Source organism: Xenorhabdus cabanillasii (assembly GCF_003386665.1).
In the GTDB taxonomy this organism is placed as follows: domain Bacteria; phylum Pseudomonadota; class Gammaproteobacteria; order Enterobacterales; family Enterobacteriaceae; genus Xenorhabdus; species Xenorhabdus cabanillasii.
In genome coordinates, this window is sequence record NZ_QTUB01000001.1 from 396,398 (window position 1) to 413,781 (window position 17,384).

Annotated in this window: 16 protein-coding genes; 7 read left to right on the top strand and 9 right to left on the bottom strand. The window is 41.5% G+C overall.

What is annotated here, in order from left to right; all coding sequences use genetic code 11:
* Positions 1-129: 129 nt before the first annotated feature.
* The 4 genes from BDD26_RS01980 to BDD26_RS01995 all read right to left on the bottom strand — a co-directional run bounded on the left by BDD26_RS01980 (position 130) and on the right by BDD26_RS01995 (position 6,165).
* Positions 130-525, bottom strand: coding sequence for a hypothetical protein (locus BDD26_RS01980; RefSeq protein ID WP_115825404.1), 396 nt, complete (start codon positions 523-525; stop codon positions 130-132).
* A gap of 62 nt (positions 526-587) precedes the next feature.
* Positions 588-1,307 carry a two-component system response regulator BtsR gene (gene btsR, locus BDD26_RS01985; RefSeq protein WP_038261521.1) on the bottom strand — a complete coding sequence of 240 codons (720 nt, stop codon included), beginning with the start codon at positions 1,305-1,307 and terminating at the stop codon, positions 588-590.
* Between the two features lie 2 nt (positions 1,308-1,309).
* Positions 1,310-3,007: a sensor histidine kinase gene (locus BDD26_RS01990; protein WP_115825405.1), complete on the bottom strand. Its 1,698-nt coding sequence runs from the start codon at positions 3,005-3,007 to the stop codon at positions 1,310-1,312.
* A gap of 164 nt (positions 3,008-3,171) precedes the next feature.
* A complete protein-coding gene (locus tag BDD26_RS01995) occupies positions 3,172-6,165 on the bottom strand; it encodes an inverse autotransporter beta domain-containing protein (RefSeq protein ID WP_115825406.1) in 2,994 nt (997 codons plus the stop codon).
* Between the two features lie 778 nt (positions 6,166-6,943).
* On the opposite strand from BDD26_RS01995, the gene BDD26_RS02000 reads away from it, so the two are divergent.
* From BDD26_RS02000 to BDD26_RS02020, 4 genes are all read left to right on the top strand, one after another.
* Positions 6,944-7,915, top strand: a complete 972-nt coding sequence (locus BDD26_RS02000) for an HlyD family secretion protein (protein WP_038261530.1) — start codon at positions 6,944-6,946, stop codon at positions 7,913-7,915.
* A gap of 12 nt (positions 7,916-7,927) precedes the next feature.
* Positions 7,928-9,124, top strand: a complete 1,197-nt coding sequence (locus BDD26_RS02005; RefSeq protein WP_038261533.1) for an ABC transporter permease — start codon at positions 7,928-7,930, stop codon at positions 9,122-9,124.
* Positions 9,121-10,284: an ABC transporter permease gene (locus BDD26_RS02010; RefSeq protein WP_115825407.1), complete on the top strand. Its 1,164-nt coding sequence runs from the start codon at positions 9,121-9,123 to the stop codon at positions 10,282-10,284. The genes BDD26_RS02005 and BDD26_RS02010 overlap by 4 nt, the downstream gene beginning before the upstream one ends.
* 294 nt (positions 10,285-10,578) lie before the next feature.
* The gene (locus BDD26_RS02020) at positions 10,579-11,082 is read left to right on the top strand and encodes a GNAT family N-acetyltransferase (RefSeq protein ID WP_038261539.1); all 504 of its coding nucleotides are present in this window, start codon (positions 10,579-10,581) and stop codon (positions 11,080-11,082) included.
* Between the two features lie 83 nt (positions 11,083-11,165).
* Here BDD26_RS02020 and BDD26_RS02025 read toward each other — a convergent pair whose 3' ends face one another.
* Positions 11,166-11,462 carry a GIY-YIG nuclease family protein gene (locus tag BDD26_RS02025; RefSeq protein WP_269667617.1) on the bottom strand — a complete coding sequence of 99 codons (297 nt, stop codon included), beginning with the start codon at positions 11,460-11,462 and terminating at the stop codon, positions 11,166-11,168.
* 278 nt (positions 11,463-11,740) lie between these two features.
* Here BDD26_RS02025 and bhsA point away from each other — a divergent pair, with 278 nt between their 5' ends.
* Positions 11,741-11,992 carry a multiple stress resistance protein BhsA gene (gene bhsA / locus BDD26_RS02030; RefSeq protein ID WP_115825408.1) on the top strand — a complete coding sequence of 84 codons (252 nt, stop codon included), beginning with the start codon at positions 11,741-11,743 and terminating at the stop codon, positions 11,990-11,992.
* Positions 11,993-12,108: 116 nt separating this feature from the next.
* The gene (locus BDD26_RS02035; protein ID WP_115825409.1) at positions 12,109-12,540 is read left to right on the top strand and encodes a YhbP family protein; all 432 of its coding nucleotides are present in this window, start codon (positions 12,109-12,111) and stop codon (positions 12,538-12,540) included.
* 43 nt (positions 12,541-12,583) lie between these two features.
* Here the strand turns inward: BDD26_RS02035 and nrdG are convergent, their stop codons facing one another.
* From nrdG to pyrI, 4 genes are all read right to left on the bottom strand, one after another.
* Positions 12,584-13,048, bottom strand: coding sequence for an anaerobic ribonucleoside-triphosphate reductase-activating protein (gene nrdG / locus BDD26_RS02040; protein WP_115827473.1), 465 nt, complete (start codon positions 13,046-13,048; stop codon positions 12,584-12,586).
* Between the two features lie 4 nt (positions 13,049-13,052).
* A complete protein-coding gene (nrdD, locus tag BDD26_RS02045; RefSeq protein WP_115825410.1) occupies positions 13,053-14,978 on the bottom strand; it encodes an anaerobic ribonucleoside-triphosphate reductase in 1,926 nt (641 codons plus the stop codon).
* Positions 14,979-15,242: 264 nt separating this feature from the next.
* Positions 15,243-15,629: a 2-iminobutanoate/2-iminopropanoate deaminase gene (gene ridA, locus BDD26_RS02050; protein WP_038261552.1), complete on the bottom strand. Its 387-nt coding sequence runs from the start codon at positions 15,627-15,629 to the stop codon at positions 15,243-15,245.
* Between the two features lie 86 nt (positions 15,630-15,715).
* Positions 15,716-16,195: an aspartate carbamoyltransferase regulatory subunit gene (pyrI, locus tag BDD26_RS02055; RefSeq protein ID WP_038261555.1), complete on the bottom strand. Its 480-nt coding sequence runs from the start codon at positions 16,193-16,195 to the stop codon at positions 15,716-15,718.
* Positions 16,196-16,621: 426 nt separating this feature from the next.
* On the opposite strand from pyrI, the gene BDD26_RS02060 reads away from it, so the two are divergent.
* Positions 16,622-17,347 (top strand): M15 family metallopeptidase, encoded by a 726-nt coding sequence (locus tag BDD26_RS02060; protein WP_051502282.1) that lies wholly within the window; start codon positions 16,622-16,624, stop codon positions 17,345-17,347.
* Positions 17,348-17,384: the final 37 nt, after the last annotated feature.

The following is a 17,384-nucleotide window of genomic DNA, read 5'->3' on the forward strand; positions in this document are numbered from 1 at the left end:
TTTTCTGGCCGTACCTGCCAAGCTGGGTAGAATTAGGATGTGCGATAATAGCTGTATTATTTAGTTCCTAAACGGCGACGTAGATCTTCGTGTTTCCTGGCAAAATATGCCTCAACTTTTTTGCCGGTATCAGATTGCTGGCTTTGGATTAGATCGTAGTTTATCTTTAACTTCTGTATCTGAAAGTAAGCGTTCACCTTGATGAATAACAATTTTTCTCATTCTGGGCTGAGAGCTACCATAGGCCACTTCTAATAGTACACGCTCTTCTACGGAACAAAGCCCGCCTTCGGATTGCTCTAATGGATGGATAAGTATCCGATGACTGCGTCCGAAGAATCTGTCAACGAATCGCATAATTCCATGTTGCTTAAGCAGCAGATGCAACTGTTGTTTTGCATTATAAAAATCACCAACCAGTAAGCGAGAAGTACTGAAATTTCCTGTAATACTCAGTTCTTTTTGATTGTTGAGATTTTTCAGGAGCATCTGGTTGGTTTTGATTTTTAGATAGAGATCGGCCATACATTTCCTTATTTTATTTTGGATAATGGTAGAGGGTACAGACATTATCCCTGCAAAAATGATTAAGTTAATCCCAGTTCTTCTTTAAGAGGCTTTAAGTAACGTCGGCTGACAGGAATTCGTTCATCATTGCGCAATACCAATTCCGCCTGACCGTTTTCCCCAAAAATAATCTCCCGTAAATGGGTCATATTGACCAGATACTGACGATGGCAGCGAGTCAGGGGAGTACGGATTTCCAGAGTGCGTAAGGTCAATTCAGTAAAACCTTCCTGTCCGTTGGCACTCATCACATATACACCACTCAAACGTGAGGTGATATACAGCACATCATCCAGTTGCATCAGCCATATCCGGCTGTGCCCTGTGCAGGGAATATATTTCAGTTGCTCATTTTCGGGTTGTAAGTCTGTCAGACTCTGTTTTTGATAACCTGAACGCAGTCGTTGTAATGTCTTGCTCAGTCGCTCCTTTTCCAGCGGTTTTAGCAGATAATCAAACGCATGCTCTTCAAACGCCTGTATTGCATATTCATCAAAAGCGGTAAGAAAAACGATATAAGGGCGATGTTCAGGATCGAGCATACCTGCCATTTCAAGTCCGGTGATGCGGGGCATTTGAATATCAAGGAAAACCACATCCGGTTTCAGACGATGAATGGTGCCAATTGCTTCTACTGCATTGGCACATTCACCGATGATTTGAATATCTGTTTCCTCTTCCAACAGGCAACGTAAATTCTCACGAGCCAGTGGCTCATCATCAACAATTAATACATTCATACTTACGCTGCCTTATCAGCCTCTTTTTCCAATGGTAAACATAAAATGACACGGGTAAATTCTTCTGGTTGGCAATCAACATGCACACCATAATGTTCACCATAGCGAAGCCGCAGGCGCTTATCTACCAGGCTCATTCCAAGTCCATCCCCCATTTTTTTCGGGCAATAAAGCCCCGCATTATCTTCAATTTCTACCAATAGCAGATTGGTTTGCTGGTAGGCTCTAATCGTAATTCTTCCGGTATCCAGTAACTGTGACGTGCCATGTTTAATTGCATTCTCGACCATAGGTTGCAGGGAAAATGCCGGCAATTTGGCATAACGCAGAGACTCCGGTATATCTATGGTTATCTGGAGACGTTCACAGAATCGCGCTTTTTCAATTTGTAAGTAAGCATTTACATGCTCTATTTCATTTTGTAGTGTGGCGATTTCTTCTGGTCGCTTCAGATTTTTACGAAAGAATGTCGAAAGGTACTGCACAAGCTGACCCGCTTGCTGGCTATCGCGTCGGATCACCGCCTGTAATGTATTCAGGGCATTAAATAAAAAGTGAGGATTCACTTGTGCGTGAAGTAGTTTCACTTCTGATTGTAACAGAGACTGCTTATTCCGTTCATATTGTCCCGCAAGGATTTGGGCAGAAAGCAAGCTGGCAATTCCTTCGCCTAATGTCCGGTTGATCGAACTGAATAAACGGTTTTTGGCTTCATACAATTTTATCGTACCGATCACTTGCTGATTTTCTCCCCGCAGAGGAATAACCAGTGCTGAACCCAATTTGCAAATGGGACTAAGAGAACAGCAATAGGGGGTTTCGTTACCATCAGCGTAGACGACTTCGTTATTTGCTATCGCACGATGTGATTGCTCGGAAGCAATGGGCGTACCCGGCAAGTGATGGTCAGAACCAATACCGATAAATGCCAGTAGTTTTTCCCGATCAGTAATTGCGACAGCTCCGATTTCCAGTTCCTGATAGATAACTTTTGCTACACGCATGCTGTTAGCTTCATTAAATCCCTTAAGTAATATCCCTTCGGTACATACCGCAATTTTCAGGGCCTGGGCAGAAAAAGCACTGGTATATTTTTCGAATATGGCGCGTCTGTCCAGCAAGATGCGGATAAACATAGCTGCCCCGATACTGTTAGCGATGATCATAGGAGCGGCGATATTTTTCACTAAATTAAATGCTTCATTGAAAGGGTTAGTAAACAGCAGAATAATTCCCATCTGAGCACATTCGGCAAAGAATGTCACAATCGCCGCAGTCCATAGATTAAGTAACTTATTGATCTTGCCCTGCTTGATTAAATAACTGTGTACAAGACCGCCAATAATGCCTTCTATAATGGTGGATACCATACAACTGAATGCGGTCATCCCACCAAGGGAATAGCGATGCAATCCTCCTGTGAATCCTACCATCGCTCCGACTGCTGGCCCGCCGAGGAAACCACCTAATACAGCACCAATAGCACGGGTATTAGCAATAGAATCATTAACATGCAGACCGAAATATGTTCCCATGATGCAGAAGATGGAGAAAATGGCATAACACATGAGCTTATGAGGTAAGCGAATACTCACTTGCAGTAAAGGAATGAACAGAGGTGTTTTACTCAGTAGCCAGGCAATCACCAGATAAATACACATCTGCTGGAGCAGTAGTAAAACGAGGTTAAATTCATACATATTTTTTCACGGCATGTTTGATAACGATGAATAAATTTATACGGTCATTATCGAAGCTTGAATTTAACGCCGTCAATGGGTATTCGTATTCATGGGGTATATCCGCCCTCTTAGGCAAGGGCGGATTTATTGAGGATTTTTTGACGAAATAAATAGGAATAGGGTTATTCAGTGCAGATAACGTAATCGGTGACTATATCGTTAATAACATGAACTGTACCATCATCTATATTCACGGCGAAATGAGCATTTTTCCCGTGTTCATCTATTCCGGGTGCTGAAGAACGATAAGAACGGAATTGTGGCCAGCCGTACAGTTCATGCATCGCATTTTGTTGATGTGCCTGGTACAGGCTGGCTAAGTCTTCTGCTGTCGGTAATTTTTTATGCATTTTTTTACAATACCATACAGCGCCTTTATAAACTCGGCGCGGCCAAATTTCACCGTTTTCAGTATAAGTAGTTATTCCTTTCATGCCCATAACTGCTAACTCGGCTTGTAACAGAGGTCGGTCAAAAATGGTTCCGTTTGTATTTGTCACCGTTTCAGCCATATGTCCCCAAAAATTTGCGTATTTAGAATCAGGGCTGGTCACGACAGTAAAAATAACATCTTCAGTTTTCGGATTTGAGACACCATAAGCTTTTATTTGCAAGGTCGTTTTTACGCCGAGTCCATTTGGATCGATGATGGGGAGCGATAAACTACCCTGATCTCCCGTTATTCCTTGGTAGTGCCCTGACTCACTGTTTATCAGCGCAGTAACTGTTTGAGGAACTTCCTGACGGTTTAGTGCTCTGGTTGCTTTCATTTCTATAGGGACATTTTTTACAGGTTGCCCGTGATTGAATGCCTTAATATTCAGAATGACTGTTTCGCCTTTTTTAACTTTTCCTGTATTGATAGTGACTTCCAGATTATCAGCAATCCCTTTAACTTTTCCGCCTTCAGTGCCACCATAGGTATGGTTACCTTTCTCTTGATCCACGGTGGTATCAATCGTTTTGGTATTCCCGGTAATGCGGAGGCCATTCTGTGCCTGAACAATAAGTGCTTTTACTTTACCTGCATCTGACAGGGTCAATGTATAACCGGGGATCTTACCCGATTCGACGATAGTACTGCCTTTGGTAATATCAATGTTCCCTTTATCTCCCCACACATAGCGTGATTTGTCTACGTTTTTTCCGTTATTAGCATGGAAGGTATAGGTTGCACTGAGGATATTCCCCATTTCTAATCTGCCTGACATGCTGAGATCTTTAATAATGGGTTGGTCAGGGCGAAAAAAGGTGATCTCTATTGGTTTAATATCAAAGCTTTTCACTTCAGGTGTAATGGTCAACACCCCAATTTTTTCACCAGCGGTGAGTAATGCTTCATAGATCCCTGGTTGAGTTTCTTTTATTTGCCCAATCTGAGGATCTTTACCGGTCCCACTTAATTTACTACTCATGAGTTTGATATCCTTAGCAGCATCAGGCATTGGATTACCGTTCTCATCTTTCAGTGTCAATTTCAGGATAGTGGTGGAGTGACCATCTGCTGACAGATCACTGTCTTTTGCGGTGAACCTAGATTTGTCAGCACTTGCCTGTGCTTGTAATACCTGAACCTGAGTTTCTGCTCGTCTGGAAGCATTGCCATGCTCATCGTAGGCAATAGCACCTATGATGTAAGTGTTGTTGCCTTGACGATGATATTTCGGCAGGGTCAGCAGGTAGGTATTACTGTTTTGTCGTTTGATCTTGCCTCCGTTGGCAAGCAAGCTTTCAACCTCCCATTGGATCGTTTTCAGGCCATATTTACTGTTTACTCTAAGATGAATAGGTTTGATTTCACCGGCATGACCGGAAATCAATCTATCTAATGTCAGACTAATGACTTCACGTTTACGAAATTCCAAAACAATTTGATTATTACGCTCAACGAGATCATAACGACCGCCTTGTAGCGTATGTTTGAATATCACGGCATCGGGATCAATCTGTGTTGACCATGGTGTACCGATGTCATAGTTCAGCTCTATATTGAATTGAGTATTTCCATTGCCGGACATCTCTTGTTTGCGGTCAATATCGAAAGTCAGCAATGGGACAGGCGTATAATTAATTCCGGCAGTAAAGGCTGAGGGATTCTTTTGGCGGTGATCTTTATTGATTAACCCAACTTCATCGCCAAAATATTGTTCATATACCAACTTACCGCCAAGTTGTGGCAAAGCGGGGAGATACCCTTGTACTTTCAGATCGAACCCATTGGCAGGGCGTTCATCGTAATCTTTCAGTAAATGCGATTCTTTCCAGTTACTTAAGCGAAAATAGCCGTTCATGCCTAGTCTCAGATAATCGCGGGAGTACTCTGCACCGAGGCCAAGCCGGGTATTATCTCCGGTAAGATCGTGATCCAGAAAAGCATTGTATCCTAGCATCCAGCTATCAAAAAACTGACGTTGCCCGATACCGATATTAATGGTATTGCGTTTATCAATGCGGCGCAGGCCAAATTGAGTGAAGTCCATTTTACTTTTGCTGTCATACAGAGGTAGCAACATATCAAGTTGACTGCCATCCAGACGACCTCTTTTGTCAATATTAGCTTGTACACGCGCTGTACCGTAAGATCTCAGCCAGCTCTGGAGTTGTTGACTGGCTTCTCCCACCGCTAAATTGCTTATCTGGTTTATTGCGCTGTCGCTTGCTTTATTGCTGTTCAGTATCTCACCGACGCGGGTAGCCGCATTAGCCAGCTTGCGTTCTGTATCATCGGTTCCGGCAAATGACTCTGATGAAAAGTAATTGAATGGTAAATATTTATTAGGGCGAGATTTGGGGACATCAATTTCATCACCAACCCCAAGTACTGGAAACGGTTTGCTGAAAGTCCGGAATTTATTTATTTCTTTAAGTTGATTAATGGTGAAACTGTAACGTTGAGCTATTGTATGGATCGTTTCTCCCGGCTTCAAAATATAAGGCTCAGTTGGTATTGCCTGAGGGGAATGTTGAGAAATCGTATGCGTTCTGGCGACGGCGATAATAGGAGTAAATGTGCCAGCAAGTGGGAACGCAAATTGGGCGATAATATTCACCCAGGCTATTCGTTTCAGCAAATATTGCTGATTTTGTGCCCAGGATTTATCAAGTTTTTTGTGCATAAAAATAAACCTGTAATAGTAACAGCGTCAGGTGATGGCGAAATAAAAGAGGGACAAAACGGTATTGCTTTATTTGAGACATCACAAATTGGTTAACAAAAAAATTGTTAACTTGTTAACGCAAGGATTATTGATCTGACATATCTTATATATGTGTTTTTTATTCCAGCATAAAATTATTTAGTGGTCAATGTTACTTTCTATATCAGGCATTGAAAATAAAAAATAACAGGCGATTTATACGTATTTTTATGAGATTAAAACATGATTTTTATATTTATTTGAATTAAAGCATAATGTTGAAATTTATATATATTATATGAACAAGGATTATATGGGGAAGGGATAAAATAGCCTTAAATATAAGGGGTTTTTTGACATTTAAATATTCGTTGATAATTATCATTAGTTTTTATTTTTATTATTCTTTGATTTTTCATTGGAGAATATTCTGCAATGTGGATTCAGTAAGAACTTTATTTCTAATTCATAATTAAATATTAACTTATGAATTTATTTTAAGAAATAAAAATAATCAGATAGCAAGTCGAATTGAGGGAATGTGTTAATTTCCCGTCTTACTGCCACTTGAAATTGGTTGGGTATATAATGTGATAAATGGCTACATAAAGCATTTCATTTTTGTCAATGATCAGGCGCACGAATTTCTAAAAAGAGTTTATGAAGATAGTGTCACACTAGGCCGGTACAGCTAAACTAATTTGGTAATCGCTGACGAATTTTGATCGAGTAGTATGCCTGGAGCTTACAAAACATAATGAAGAAAAGAACACTTTTCACAATATTGCTGATTATCTTTCTGACCGCAATGGCTGTGCTTTTTCGCTCACATGATCAGGACTTATTGTTGCAGGGAGAGGTTGAAGCGCCTGAGGTCATCATTGCATCTAAAGCCTCTGGAAGAGTGATTGCGCTTCACGTCAGGAGGGGAGACGACGTAAAAGCCGGGCAACTATTGGTAAGCCTCGATGGCCCTGAACTGATTGCAAAAGTTGCCGCAGCCCAAGCCGCCCGTGATCAGGCCAAAGCAAAACTCAATTTATCTCTGCATGGAACACGAGAAGAAAATATTCGCAGTCTGGAAGCAGCCTACTTACAGGCTGAATTTGGATATAAAAATGCTCAACGTGAATTTGAGCGACTCAGTAATATTTCAGTCAAAGGTTATTCATCTGCCAGTGAATTGGATAACGCACGAAATGCACGTGATATTGCTTACCAGAAAATGCTGTCAGCAAAAGCGGAGCTGGATGCAGGGAAAAATGGTGATCGTATAGAATTACGGCAACAATATCAGGCGGCATTGAATGAAGCTGAAGAAAAATTACAGGAGTTAAAAATTCAGAGTCATGATCTACAGGTAAAAGCTCCCGTTGATGGTGAAGTTGGGCCACTTCCGGCGGAGATCGGGCAACTTTTCAATGCCAATAGCCCATTGGCAACATTAGTACGTATGCCTGAAGCTTACTTTGTCTATAACTTGCGCGAAGATATTCTGGCTAAAGTCCGTAAAGGTGACAAAGTGACATTGCGTGTACCGGCTTTGGCTAATAAAGATATTGAGGCAGAAGTACGTTATATCGCTCCAATGGGCGATTACGCAACAAAACGGGCAACTCGTGCGACAGGTGACTTTGATCTGAGAACATTTGAAGTGCGTTTATACCCACTACAACCTGTTGATGGGCTGCGTCCGGGAATGAGTGCATTATGGCACTGGGATAAATAAGGTGGCAGCTTGATGAGCAGAAAAGCTGCGGGGCATGTCCTTGAATGGCGTGGTTTTGGATGGCACAGCTTTAAGCATGCGTTTACCCGCGAGCTGGTGGTTGCAGTCCGTAGCCCGATTTTTCACTGGCTGAGTTGGCTGTTTCCTCTGTTGCTGTTTATCTTAATCAGTGCCAATTTTTCGGAAGGAACACTGCTAAACCTGCCTGTTTCAGTAGTGGATAATGATCACAGTACCTTATCACGCACATTAATCCGCAACTTAAATGCGGCACCTCACGCTGATATCAAAACTTATGATAATGGCCTGACAGAATCATTAGAGAGATTGGGGAGTGCAAAGGATTACTCTTTACTCTATATCCCCCACGATCTAGAAAAAGATGCATTGAGTGGTAAACAGCCAACAGTGAGCATCTATTATAATGCCTTGTTTTATGGTTCAGGGCGTTATTCCGTTCAGGACTTCAGCGGATTGATGGCAGAAACAAATGCCAAATATCGTGAAATTATTGCGTCTGAAATTGGTCGTCAGCTTCCACCACTTGCTAAAGCGGCGATGTCTTATGACAGCCTGTTCAATACCAGTGGCAGTTATATCTATTACCAGCAATTTGCTGCAACCATCCATTTATTACAGCTTTTCGTCGTGACCTGTACTATTTATACGATGGCAAGAGGAAAGCAGCTCTTAAGCGCAAAATCTTTTGTACCGGCTTTATTAGGAAAACTTGCGCCTTACACCTTGATTTTTACCCTGTTGTTGATGATAGAAATTGCAGCATTGGTTGCATTTTCTGATGCCAAAGTTGCAGGTAACCCGATATATATGCCGATTGTTGGATTTTTCTATGTGATTGCGGCTCAAAGTATCGGTTTATTACTGTTTACTTTCACCAGTAGTGCATTGACGGCTTATTCGCTAATCGGAATGCTGGTCAGTATTGCGATGTCATTTTCTGGCATGGTGGTGCCTGAATTATCAATGGTATGGCCGGCAAGAGTTATTTCGAATCTGGAGCCATTGACTCACGCTTTAAATGCCATGTTCGATATCTTTCTGCGGGAAGTGTCATTAAAAATCATCCTGCATATTTGCATGCTATTGATGATTTATCCTTTGGTTTGTGCCTTGTTGATCCGTAATCGCTTGTGGAAACGGCTTAACCAGCCAGGAAAAGTTAATGATGCAGAGGAAGCAGATAAATGAATAACTGGAAGATATATTGGCAAACTTTCCGCAATGTATTGTTGGGAATGCTGGAAAAACCCTTGTGGTTAATGCTGATTGTTTCTCTGTGTGTGATGAGTCTGGTTTATGTCCGCCCTACATTATGGGATCTGCCCGTTGCGATTATTGATCAGGACAACAGTCACATGAGCCGTGCACTGATCCGCCACATTGATGCGACGGCGAAAGTTGAAACCAAAAGCTACGTTAGTCTTGCTAACGCCCGTAATGACATGTTACGACGGGAAATCTTCGCCATTATCATTGTGCCGCCGGATTTTGAAAAACGTCTTTTAGGCGGAAAAAATGTGACAGTACCGGTTTATGGTGACGCGACCAACCGTCTTGCTAATGGGCAGATTCAGCAGGATTTGGCGTTGGCGTATCAACAGTTATTATCTGAATATAATACACAGTTACTGCTGAAATCGGGTTTCAATACGGAACAGGTGAAAGTACTGCTACAACCGATTAAAGGAGAAACCATTGGATTATTCAATCCGGGGATCAGTTATGCCGCAATTGTTTTTCCCGGACTACTGGTGATGCTTTTGCAGCACTCTTTGTTGATTGCTTGTGTACGTGTGAGTATCACCATACGTGGCACTCCTAACGGTAAGCCTCCACTTCCTGTCTATCTGGGTGCTTTGTCTGCGCTGTTGCCTATTTGGTTGTTTCTGTCTGTGATCTTTTTTGTTTTGTGGCCATGGGTACTGGGATATCGGCAGGATGCACCAATTTATCAATTATTGCTGATAACTTTCCCGTTCCTGCTGGCAGTGTTGGGGTTAGGGAAACTGGTAACGGAGTGTTTGCGCAGTGTGGAAATGATTTATCTGACATTGGCGTTTATCACTACTCCTGTTTTCTATATTTCGGGGACTATCTGGCCGGTTCAGGCGATGCCCGGTTGGGTAAGAGCGATTTCATCCGCTTTGCCATCCACATGGGCAACCAAAATTATCGCAGGCATAAATCAAATGAACATGCCCTTACAAAGTATGTTGGGAGATATTGCAATGATCCTGTTCCTTGGTGTCGTGTACATGATCCTGGGGATTTTGGTTGGGATGTTGCGTAATGGTGAGCTGAGGGGACTGAGGATTTTTATGAAACGGCAGCGAAAGAATAAACAATAATCAAGAATTATCGTCAGACTGATAATGAAAATATATTGATTTGGGACGGGTTCCGTGCAAATGTCACTGGTGCTGATTTACTGGATCTCAGTGATAGAATTTTATTATCAATGCTTGAGATAGTATCAGGAAATATCACAGTATTTTGGCAAAATAACATGTTCCTTTTCACGAAAAGGGATCTGACTTGTGTTAGGTAAAATCCACTTTCCGTTTTGGTTTATTATCGTTAGCTGAATTTATCAAAGCGGAACAAAAAGAGGGCGCAGATCAGAACGATCGCGCGTTATCGTCATGTTAATCAGGGTCGAAATTCCGGTTGATGCCATGGGTATTGATCGCTTGCTGCGAGAATCCTTTGAGACATCGTCAGAAGCTGAGTTAGTTCATCGATTAAGAGAAGATGGCTTGTTGACGCTGGGTGTTGTTGCGACTGACGATGAAGGTCACGTGATTGGCTATGTTGGTTTCACACCTGTTGACATCAATGGTCAGGATCATAATTGGGTTGGATTGGCGCCATTGGTAGTGTCTGAACCGTATCGTCGTCAGGGCATTGGTGAGAAGTTAGTGTATGAAGGATTGGATAGCCTGAATGAGTTCGGTTATGGCGCAGTAGTCGTGCTTGGTAAACCTGAATATTATCACCGTTTTGGTTTCAGGCTTGCTAAAGAGTACCAATTACATTGCCAATGGCCTGATCGTGAGGAATTCTTTCAGATTTACACACTGGCTGATGTCTCGCTGGATGATTGTCATGGTTTAGTCACATATCCCAGTCATTTTGACTATGTGTAACTATAAGATGTAATTACAAGATGTAAATACAGAAGTAGTAAATACACGCTGAAGTAATGCCGGAGATACTCTGGCAACAACGTCTATTCTGATGAAGTCTCTGACAAATAGGTTGTTATACAGACAGGCTGGGTTGTAACCAGCCTCTCTTTTTGCTGTTTGTTTAGCTGCTTTACTCGGTATTCCAGCTTTAATGCCGTGCTCTTGTCCCGTACCAAACTGTGATAGACCAGAGTCAATGAGCCTTTTCCCCTCAAAGCTTTCGCCCCTTTTCCGCTACTGTGTTGTATCAGACGACGGGAAATATCTGTAGTAATTCCGGTATATAAAGAACCATTCTGGGTTTTTATCAAGTAAAGATACCAATCAGATTTGTTAATATTCATTATTTATATTAAATAGTTACAAATGTATAAATACGGTATGGGATTAAATCATTATGAGGCCATAGACTGCATTGTGGTTTTTGGAACAATGCAACATGATGAATTATATTAAATTACATATTTATTAACAGTAAGTGGCAGTATTTTTTATTCAAAATAACTGAAAAACTATAGCAATAATTGCTAATTATCATTTTTTGAAGAAGCGTATAACTTGATCCAAATCACAGAGAGACACTCTTTATATTGAAAAGTAGACAAAGGATCTAAAAATGAGAAATGCAAAATTTATTGCCGCTGTTTTAACACTATGTGCTGTTTCATTCGGTTCTTTTGCGGCAACTGAAGTGAGAAATGCTACAGGGGAGAAGATTGGAGTTGTTTCTGTGACGGGAGCAGAAACACTGGATAACCTGACAGAAGAGTTATCCAAAAAAGCTGACAAAGCTGGAGCATCTTATTTCCGCATTATTTCTGCTACTGGCGACAATAAACTGCATGGTGTTGCAGAAATCTATAAATAACTTATAGTTAAATCAGATTAAATCTTATACTACTGTACAAATATCAGAACACATGGCTGGATCAATATCCAGATGTGTTCTGGTTGAGATAAGCAAATATAACAATATGGAATTAGATGGAATTGAATAAAAATATCTTAACGATCTGCCAGTACCTTGCCGAGCAACATGTCTTCACAATTTGTACTTCTTCAAATCAGGATTTATGGTGCGCAAATTGTTTCTATGCTTTTGATGTCGATAAAATGGCACTCTGGTTTATGACTGAACCTGATACCCGCCACGGTAAAATGATGCAGGAAAACGCCGTAGTTGCAGGTACTATTGCCGGGCAAATTCACAATGTTTCCCAGATCAGAGGCATTCAGTTTCGTGGCGAAGTCGTTCCATTAACAGGTAAGGATGAAACAGTTGCCAGAGCAAGCTACTGCCACCGCTTTCCTATTGCGATAACAGCAAAATCGCCTATTTGGCAATTGAACCTGAATGAGATAAAAATGGTGGATAACACTCTTGGCTTTGGCAAAAAATTACACTGGCGGCGTTAGTATCAGTGCTGCAAATTTCGTATCATAAAATTATCGTAATTAATTATCGTAAATAGTGAATAACCTGATTACTACTGCCTCGCCAGATTAACGCCGGATCGTACGAAGCCTGTTCGAATTTCCCGTCAACTAACACATTAATATGACTGACAATTTCTTGTTGGAGAGCGCTTAACTCGTGGAGTAGATAACCTGTCCATAGCCAGATATCTTTATCCGGGCACTCTCTCTTTATCCGTTTGATCAGTTTGAGAATATCGGGTGTATTAGAGGGATGAAGAGGATCGCCGCCAGATAATGATATCCCTTGCCGTTTGATACGAAGATCTTTCAAATCAGCAATGATCTGATCTTCAACAGCCTGTGTGAAGGGACGACCTGAGTTAGCCCGCCATGTACTTTGGTTATAACAACCACGACATTGATGGGAGCAGCCAGCCACAAACAGAGTACAGCGGGTTCCGGGGCCATTAACCACATCAACCGGATAATATTGATGGTAATTCATGATATTAGCCAATTTGCCCATTGTTGAAATGTTTGATGCGACGTTTTACCTCTTCCTGTTTACCTGCATTAAACGGACGGGCATCAGGGCTGCCAAGATACCCACAAACCCGTCGGATCACAGAAACATGCGCTGAATCATGATTACCACAACGAGGACAGGCGAACCCTTTGCTGGTACAGGAAAATTCTCCGGTAAAACCGCATTGATAGCATTCATCAATTGGAGTATTGGTTCCATAGTAAGGGATAAGGGAATAACTGTAGTCCCATACATCTTCCAATGCCTTCAAATTATGTTGCAGATTGGGATATTCGCCGTAGCAGATAAAACCACCATTCGTTAATGGGGGATAAGGCGCTTCAAAGTCCAGCTTATCGTAGGGATTGACTTTTTTCTCTACATCCAGATGAAAACTGTTGGTGTAATAACCTTTGTCCGTGACTCCCTGGATCACGCCAAATTCAGCGGCATCAAGGCGACAGAAACGGTCACATAAACTTTCACTGGGTGTACTGTATAAACTGAATCCATATCCGGTTTCCTGTTTCCAGGTATCAACCGCTTTGCGTAATCGCTTGACGATAGAGATTGCTTTTTGGCGACGTTGTTCATCGTCAAATAGATGAATATGATCACCGTATAACGCATTAATCGTTTCATTGATACCAATATACCCTAATGAAATAGAAGCCCGCCCATGTTTGAAAATTTCGGCAACATTGTCATCTTCTTTCAATCTTACTCCGCAAGCGCCTTCCATATAAAGGATAGGGGCAACCCGTGCTTTGGTGTTTTCAAGGCGTTCAATTCGGGTCATTAATGCTTTTCTGGCAACCAGCAGACGTTGCTCCAGTAGCTGCCAAAAACGCGTTTCATTGCCTTTGGCTTCAATCGCGATGCGGGGAAGATTCAGGCTTATTACCCCCAGATTATTGCGCCCTGCATGAATTTGTTGACCATTCTCTTCATAAACACCGAGAAAGCTACGGCAACCCATTGGAGTTTTAAACGATCCGGTTACTTTAACCACTTGATCATAATTAAGAATATCGGGATACATGCGCTTGCTGGCACATTCCAGAGCCAATAATTTGATGTCGTAGTTGGGATCTCCAGGCTTATGATTCAGCCCGTCACGAATGGCAAAAACCAGTTTTGGGAATACGGCGGTTTTGTGATTTTTGCCTAAACCAGCAATGCGGTTACGTAAAATAGCCTTTTGAATCAAACGGGATTCGTTTGATGTTCCCAGTCCAAAACCGAGTGTCACAAACGGTGTTTGCCCGTTGGCGGTGTGCAGCGTGTTCACTTCATATTCCAAAGACTGGAAAGCATCGTAACACTCTTTTTCGGTACGGATTTCAGCATAGGCTGCGTGATCTGCAATATTCCACTCTTTTGCGATGGTCAAGTGTTTGTTATAGCTGGCTTTAACAAATGGAGCGAGTACTTCATCAATACGGTCGATGGTTGTACCGCCATAAATATGGCTGGCGACCTGTGCAATAATTTGGGCTGTAATGGCAGTAGCTGTGGAGATCGATTTTGGCGGTTCAATCTCGGCATTGCCCATCTTAAACCCCTTGGTCAGCATGCCCTGTAAGTCAACTAACATACAGTTAAACATCGGGAAGAATGGGGCATAATCCAGATCATGGTAGTGAATTTCTCCCTTTTCATGTGCCAGAACAACATCACCCGGCAACATATGTTGTTTGGCATACTGTCTGGCAACTATCCCTGCCAGTAAATCACGCTGAGTGGGGATCACTTTGGCATCTTTATTAGCATTTTCATTGAGTAAAGGCAGATCACTCTGTTCTATCAGGCCGCAAATTTCCTGATCTAGTCGATCATGCCATTCGTGGAGAGCCTTTTTCCCAACATTAACTGGCTGATCACTGTGCTGTATTACAACTGTTTTCATAATAGGGTTCCTCAATATGTTATCCACAAACTAAAACTGCATGATGGTCAGTTTTCAATTTGGTGTGGATAATCTTGTGTATAAACACTATATATAGTGATTTATTTATATTTAAGCACGATATATAGGTTTTTCTAGCCAATATACCATTCAATAAGTTGATCTAAGACAAAGAAAAGGGAAATTATTCTGAGGAGAAGCGGGGGGCAAAAAGAGAGAATACCAACCCTGATATTGAGTTATCAGGGTTGATGGAGCTATGAATTAGCTGCGGACTGCGATCGCTTCGATTTCAATTTTCACATCTTTCGGCAGACGAGCAACTTCAACACATGAACGAGCGGGAAAAGGCGCGTTATGTTCAGTAAAAAATGCTTCATAGGCTGCATTCACGGTAGCAAAGTCATTCAGATCTTTAACAAACACTGTAGTTTTTACGATATTCGCTACTTTCAGACCAGATTGTTCAATAATAGCCTTAACGTTTTCCAGTGATTGGCGGGTTTGTGCCGTGATATCTTCAGAAACGTCACCCGTTTTAGGATCAACAGGGATCTGACCGGAAGTGATAACCATGCTGCCCAGATCAACGCCCTGAACATAAGGGCCGATTGCGGCTGGTGCATTGTCGGTATGAATGGAATGTGACATTAGAGACTCCTGTTTAACGTCAGAGTGGAAAATTTTTGCGAGGTCAACATTATAGTGCCCCTCTGTCTGGCATCAACTGCGGTATTTTAATCGTTGCTGATGACAGCCTGACGATCAAACTCTTTTTCACAGTATTTGCAACAGACGATGACATCGTTAGCGGTTTTCATAACGCAAAAACTGCTTTCTACTGGTTCATTATGACTGATACAGTTACCGTTCGGGCATACAAGGATACCGTCAATCTGCTCTGGCAGGTTGATTGTCATCTTTTTCACGACAACGTAATTTTCAATATTATTCACAGTTGCATGTGGCGCATACATAGCGAGTTGATTTGCCTGCTGTTCTGTCAGGAACGTATTTTCAATCTTAATCAGATCTTTCTTACCTAATTGATTGGAGGGTAAATTCAGACCAATAGTAATGCGTTGGTCGGTTTCTGTGAGTTTGAATAGTGACAATAACTTAAAACCGACATGGGCCGGAATGTGGTCGATAACTGTGCCACATTTAATGGCTTCTACTTGTAATTGATGATCTTGCAGTGAATGGTCTTGGGTCATGTTGTGCTGTGAATACCGTTTAGGGTATTTCTCCTCCAGATATCAGGGGATCAGGGTCATGCACCTATTTTGTCATATAAGGTTTGGCATTTCATCTTGCATAATGAACATATCATAGTTGCTTGTGAAATCATTCCTTATGGTATTTCAACAAAATCATTTTGGTTCAATGCCTGATGGTAAATTTTTGTAATATCATTGAGAAATATATACTGTATTTCCATCAGTGTAATTCCAAATAATTATTTAATTTTCCCGACAGGAAGAAAATAAAATTTGATAGCCTGTATTTTTGTTGCTAGGCTGTAAATGTATTGTTGCTTTTAAAGAAACAAAATTAATGATCCAGTTTTTATTTCTTTAAATAACCAGTAAAGTCCATTTCAATGTAATATTTTGAAAAACAAGAGTAATATAAAGGTGAGTATGTTGCACTCTTTGACTGTGGAAAAAATCGTTACGGAAAGAACTTTTGAATGGAGCAGCATTAATAAAATACCCATCAATGAATGTCATGAATCTTTAGAGATAATTACCGAGACAGATAAAATAAAATCGCAACCCGTCTATTTTCTTGCTGATATAAAAGGTTCTGTTGAATATTGTGCAGTAAGAAAAAGTGTGGCTGAAAAGTTAGTGGAAGCCTCGCAATTGTTACCATCTCATTTAGGGATTTTGGTTTTGGATGGATGGCGTTCACGGGAAACCCAGCAGGCATTACAGGAAAAAACTCAGGCTAAAATAGCTGAGCAATACAGCCAATTATCCATTGAAGAACAAAAAAAATTACTGGAACAATTTGTGGCACCAGCTCCGACGGCACAAAATCCGATTAGCCCCCATCTGACCGGTGGTTCAGTGGATGTGACGCTGTTTGACATGACATCTGGAAAAGCATTGTTTATGGGGACTGAGTTCGATGAAGTGGCAGAGCTGTCTTATACCGCTGCGTTAGAAAATACACCGGAAAACAACATGCCTGCTACTTTATACCGCCGGATACTGTATCACGCCATGATTCAGGTTGGCTTTACCAATTTACCGACTGAATGGTGGCACTATGATTATGGTAATTCCTCGTGGGCTTTTTATAAAAACAGTAACGCCATTTATGGTGCTGTGGATGCAGATATAAACAAAACTACAACTTGAATGACAGCGGGTATATTGGCTTTAACTAAACAAAGGT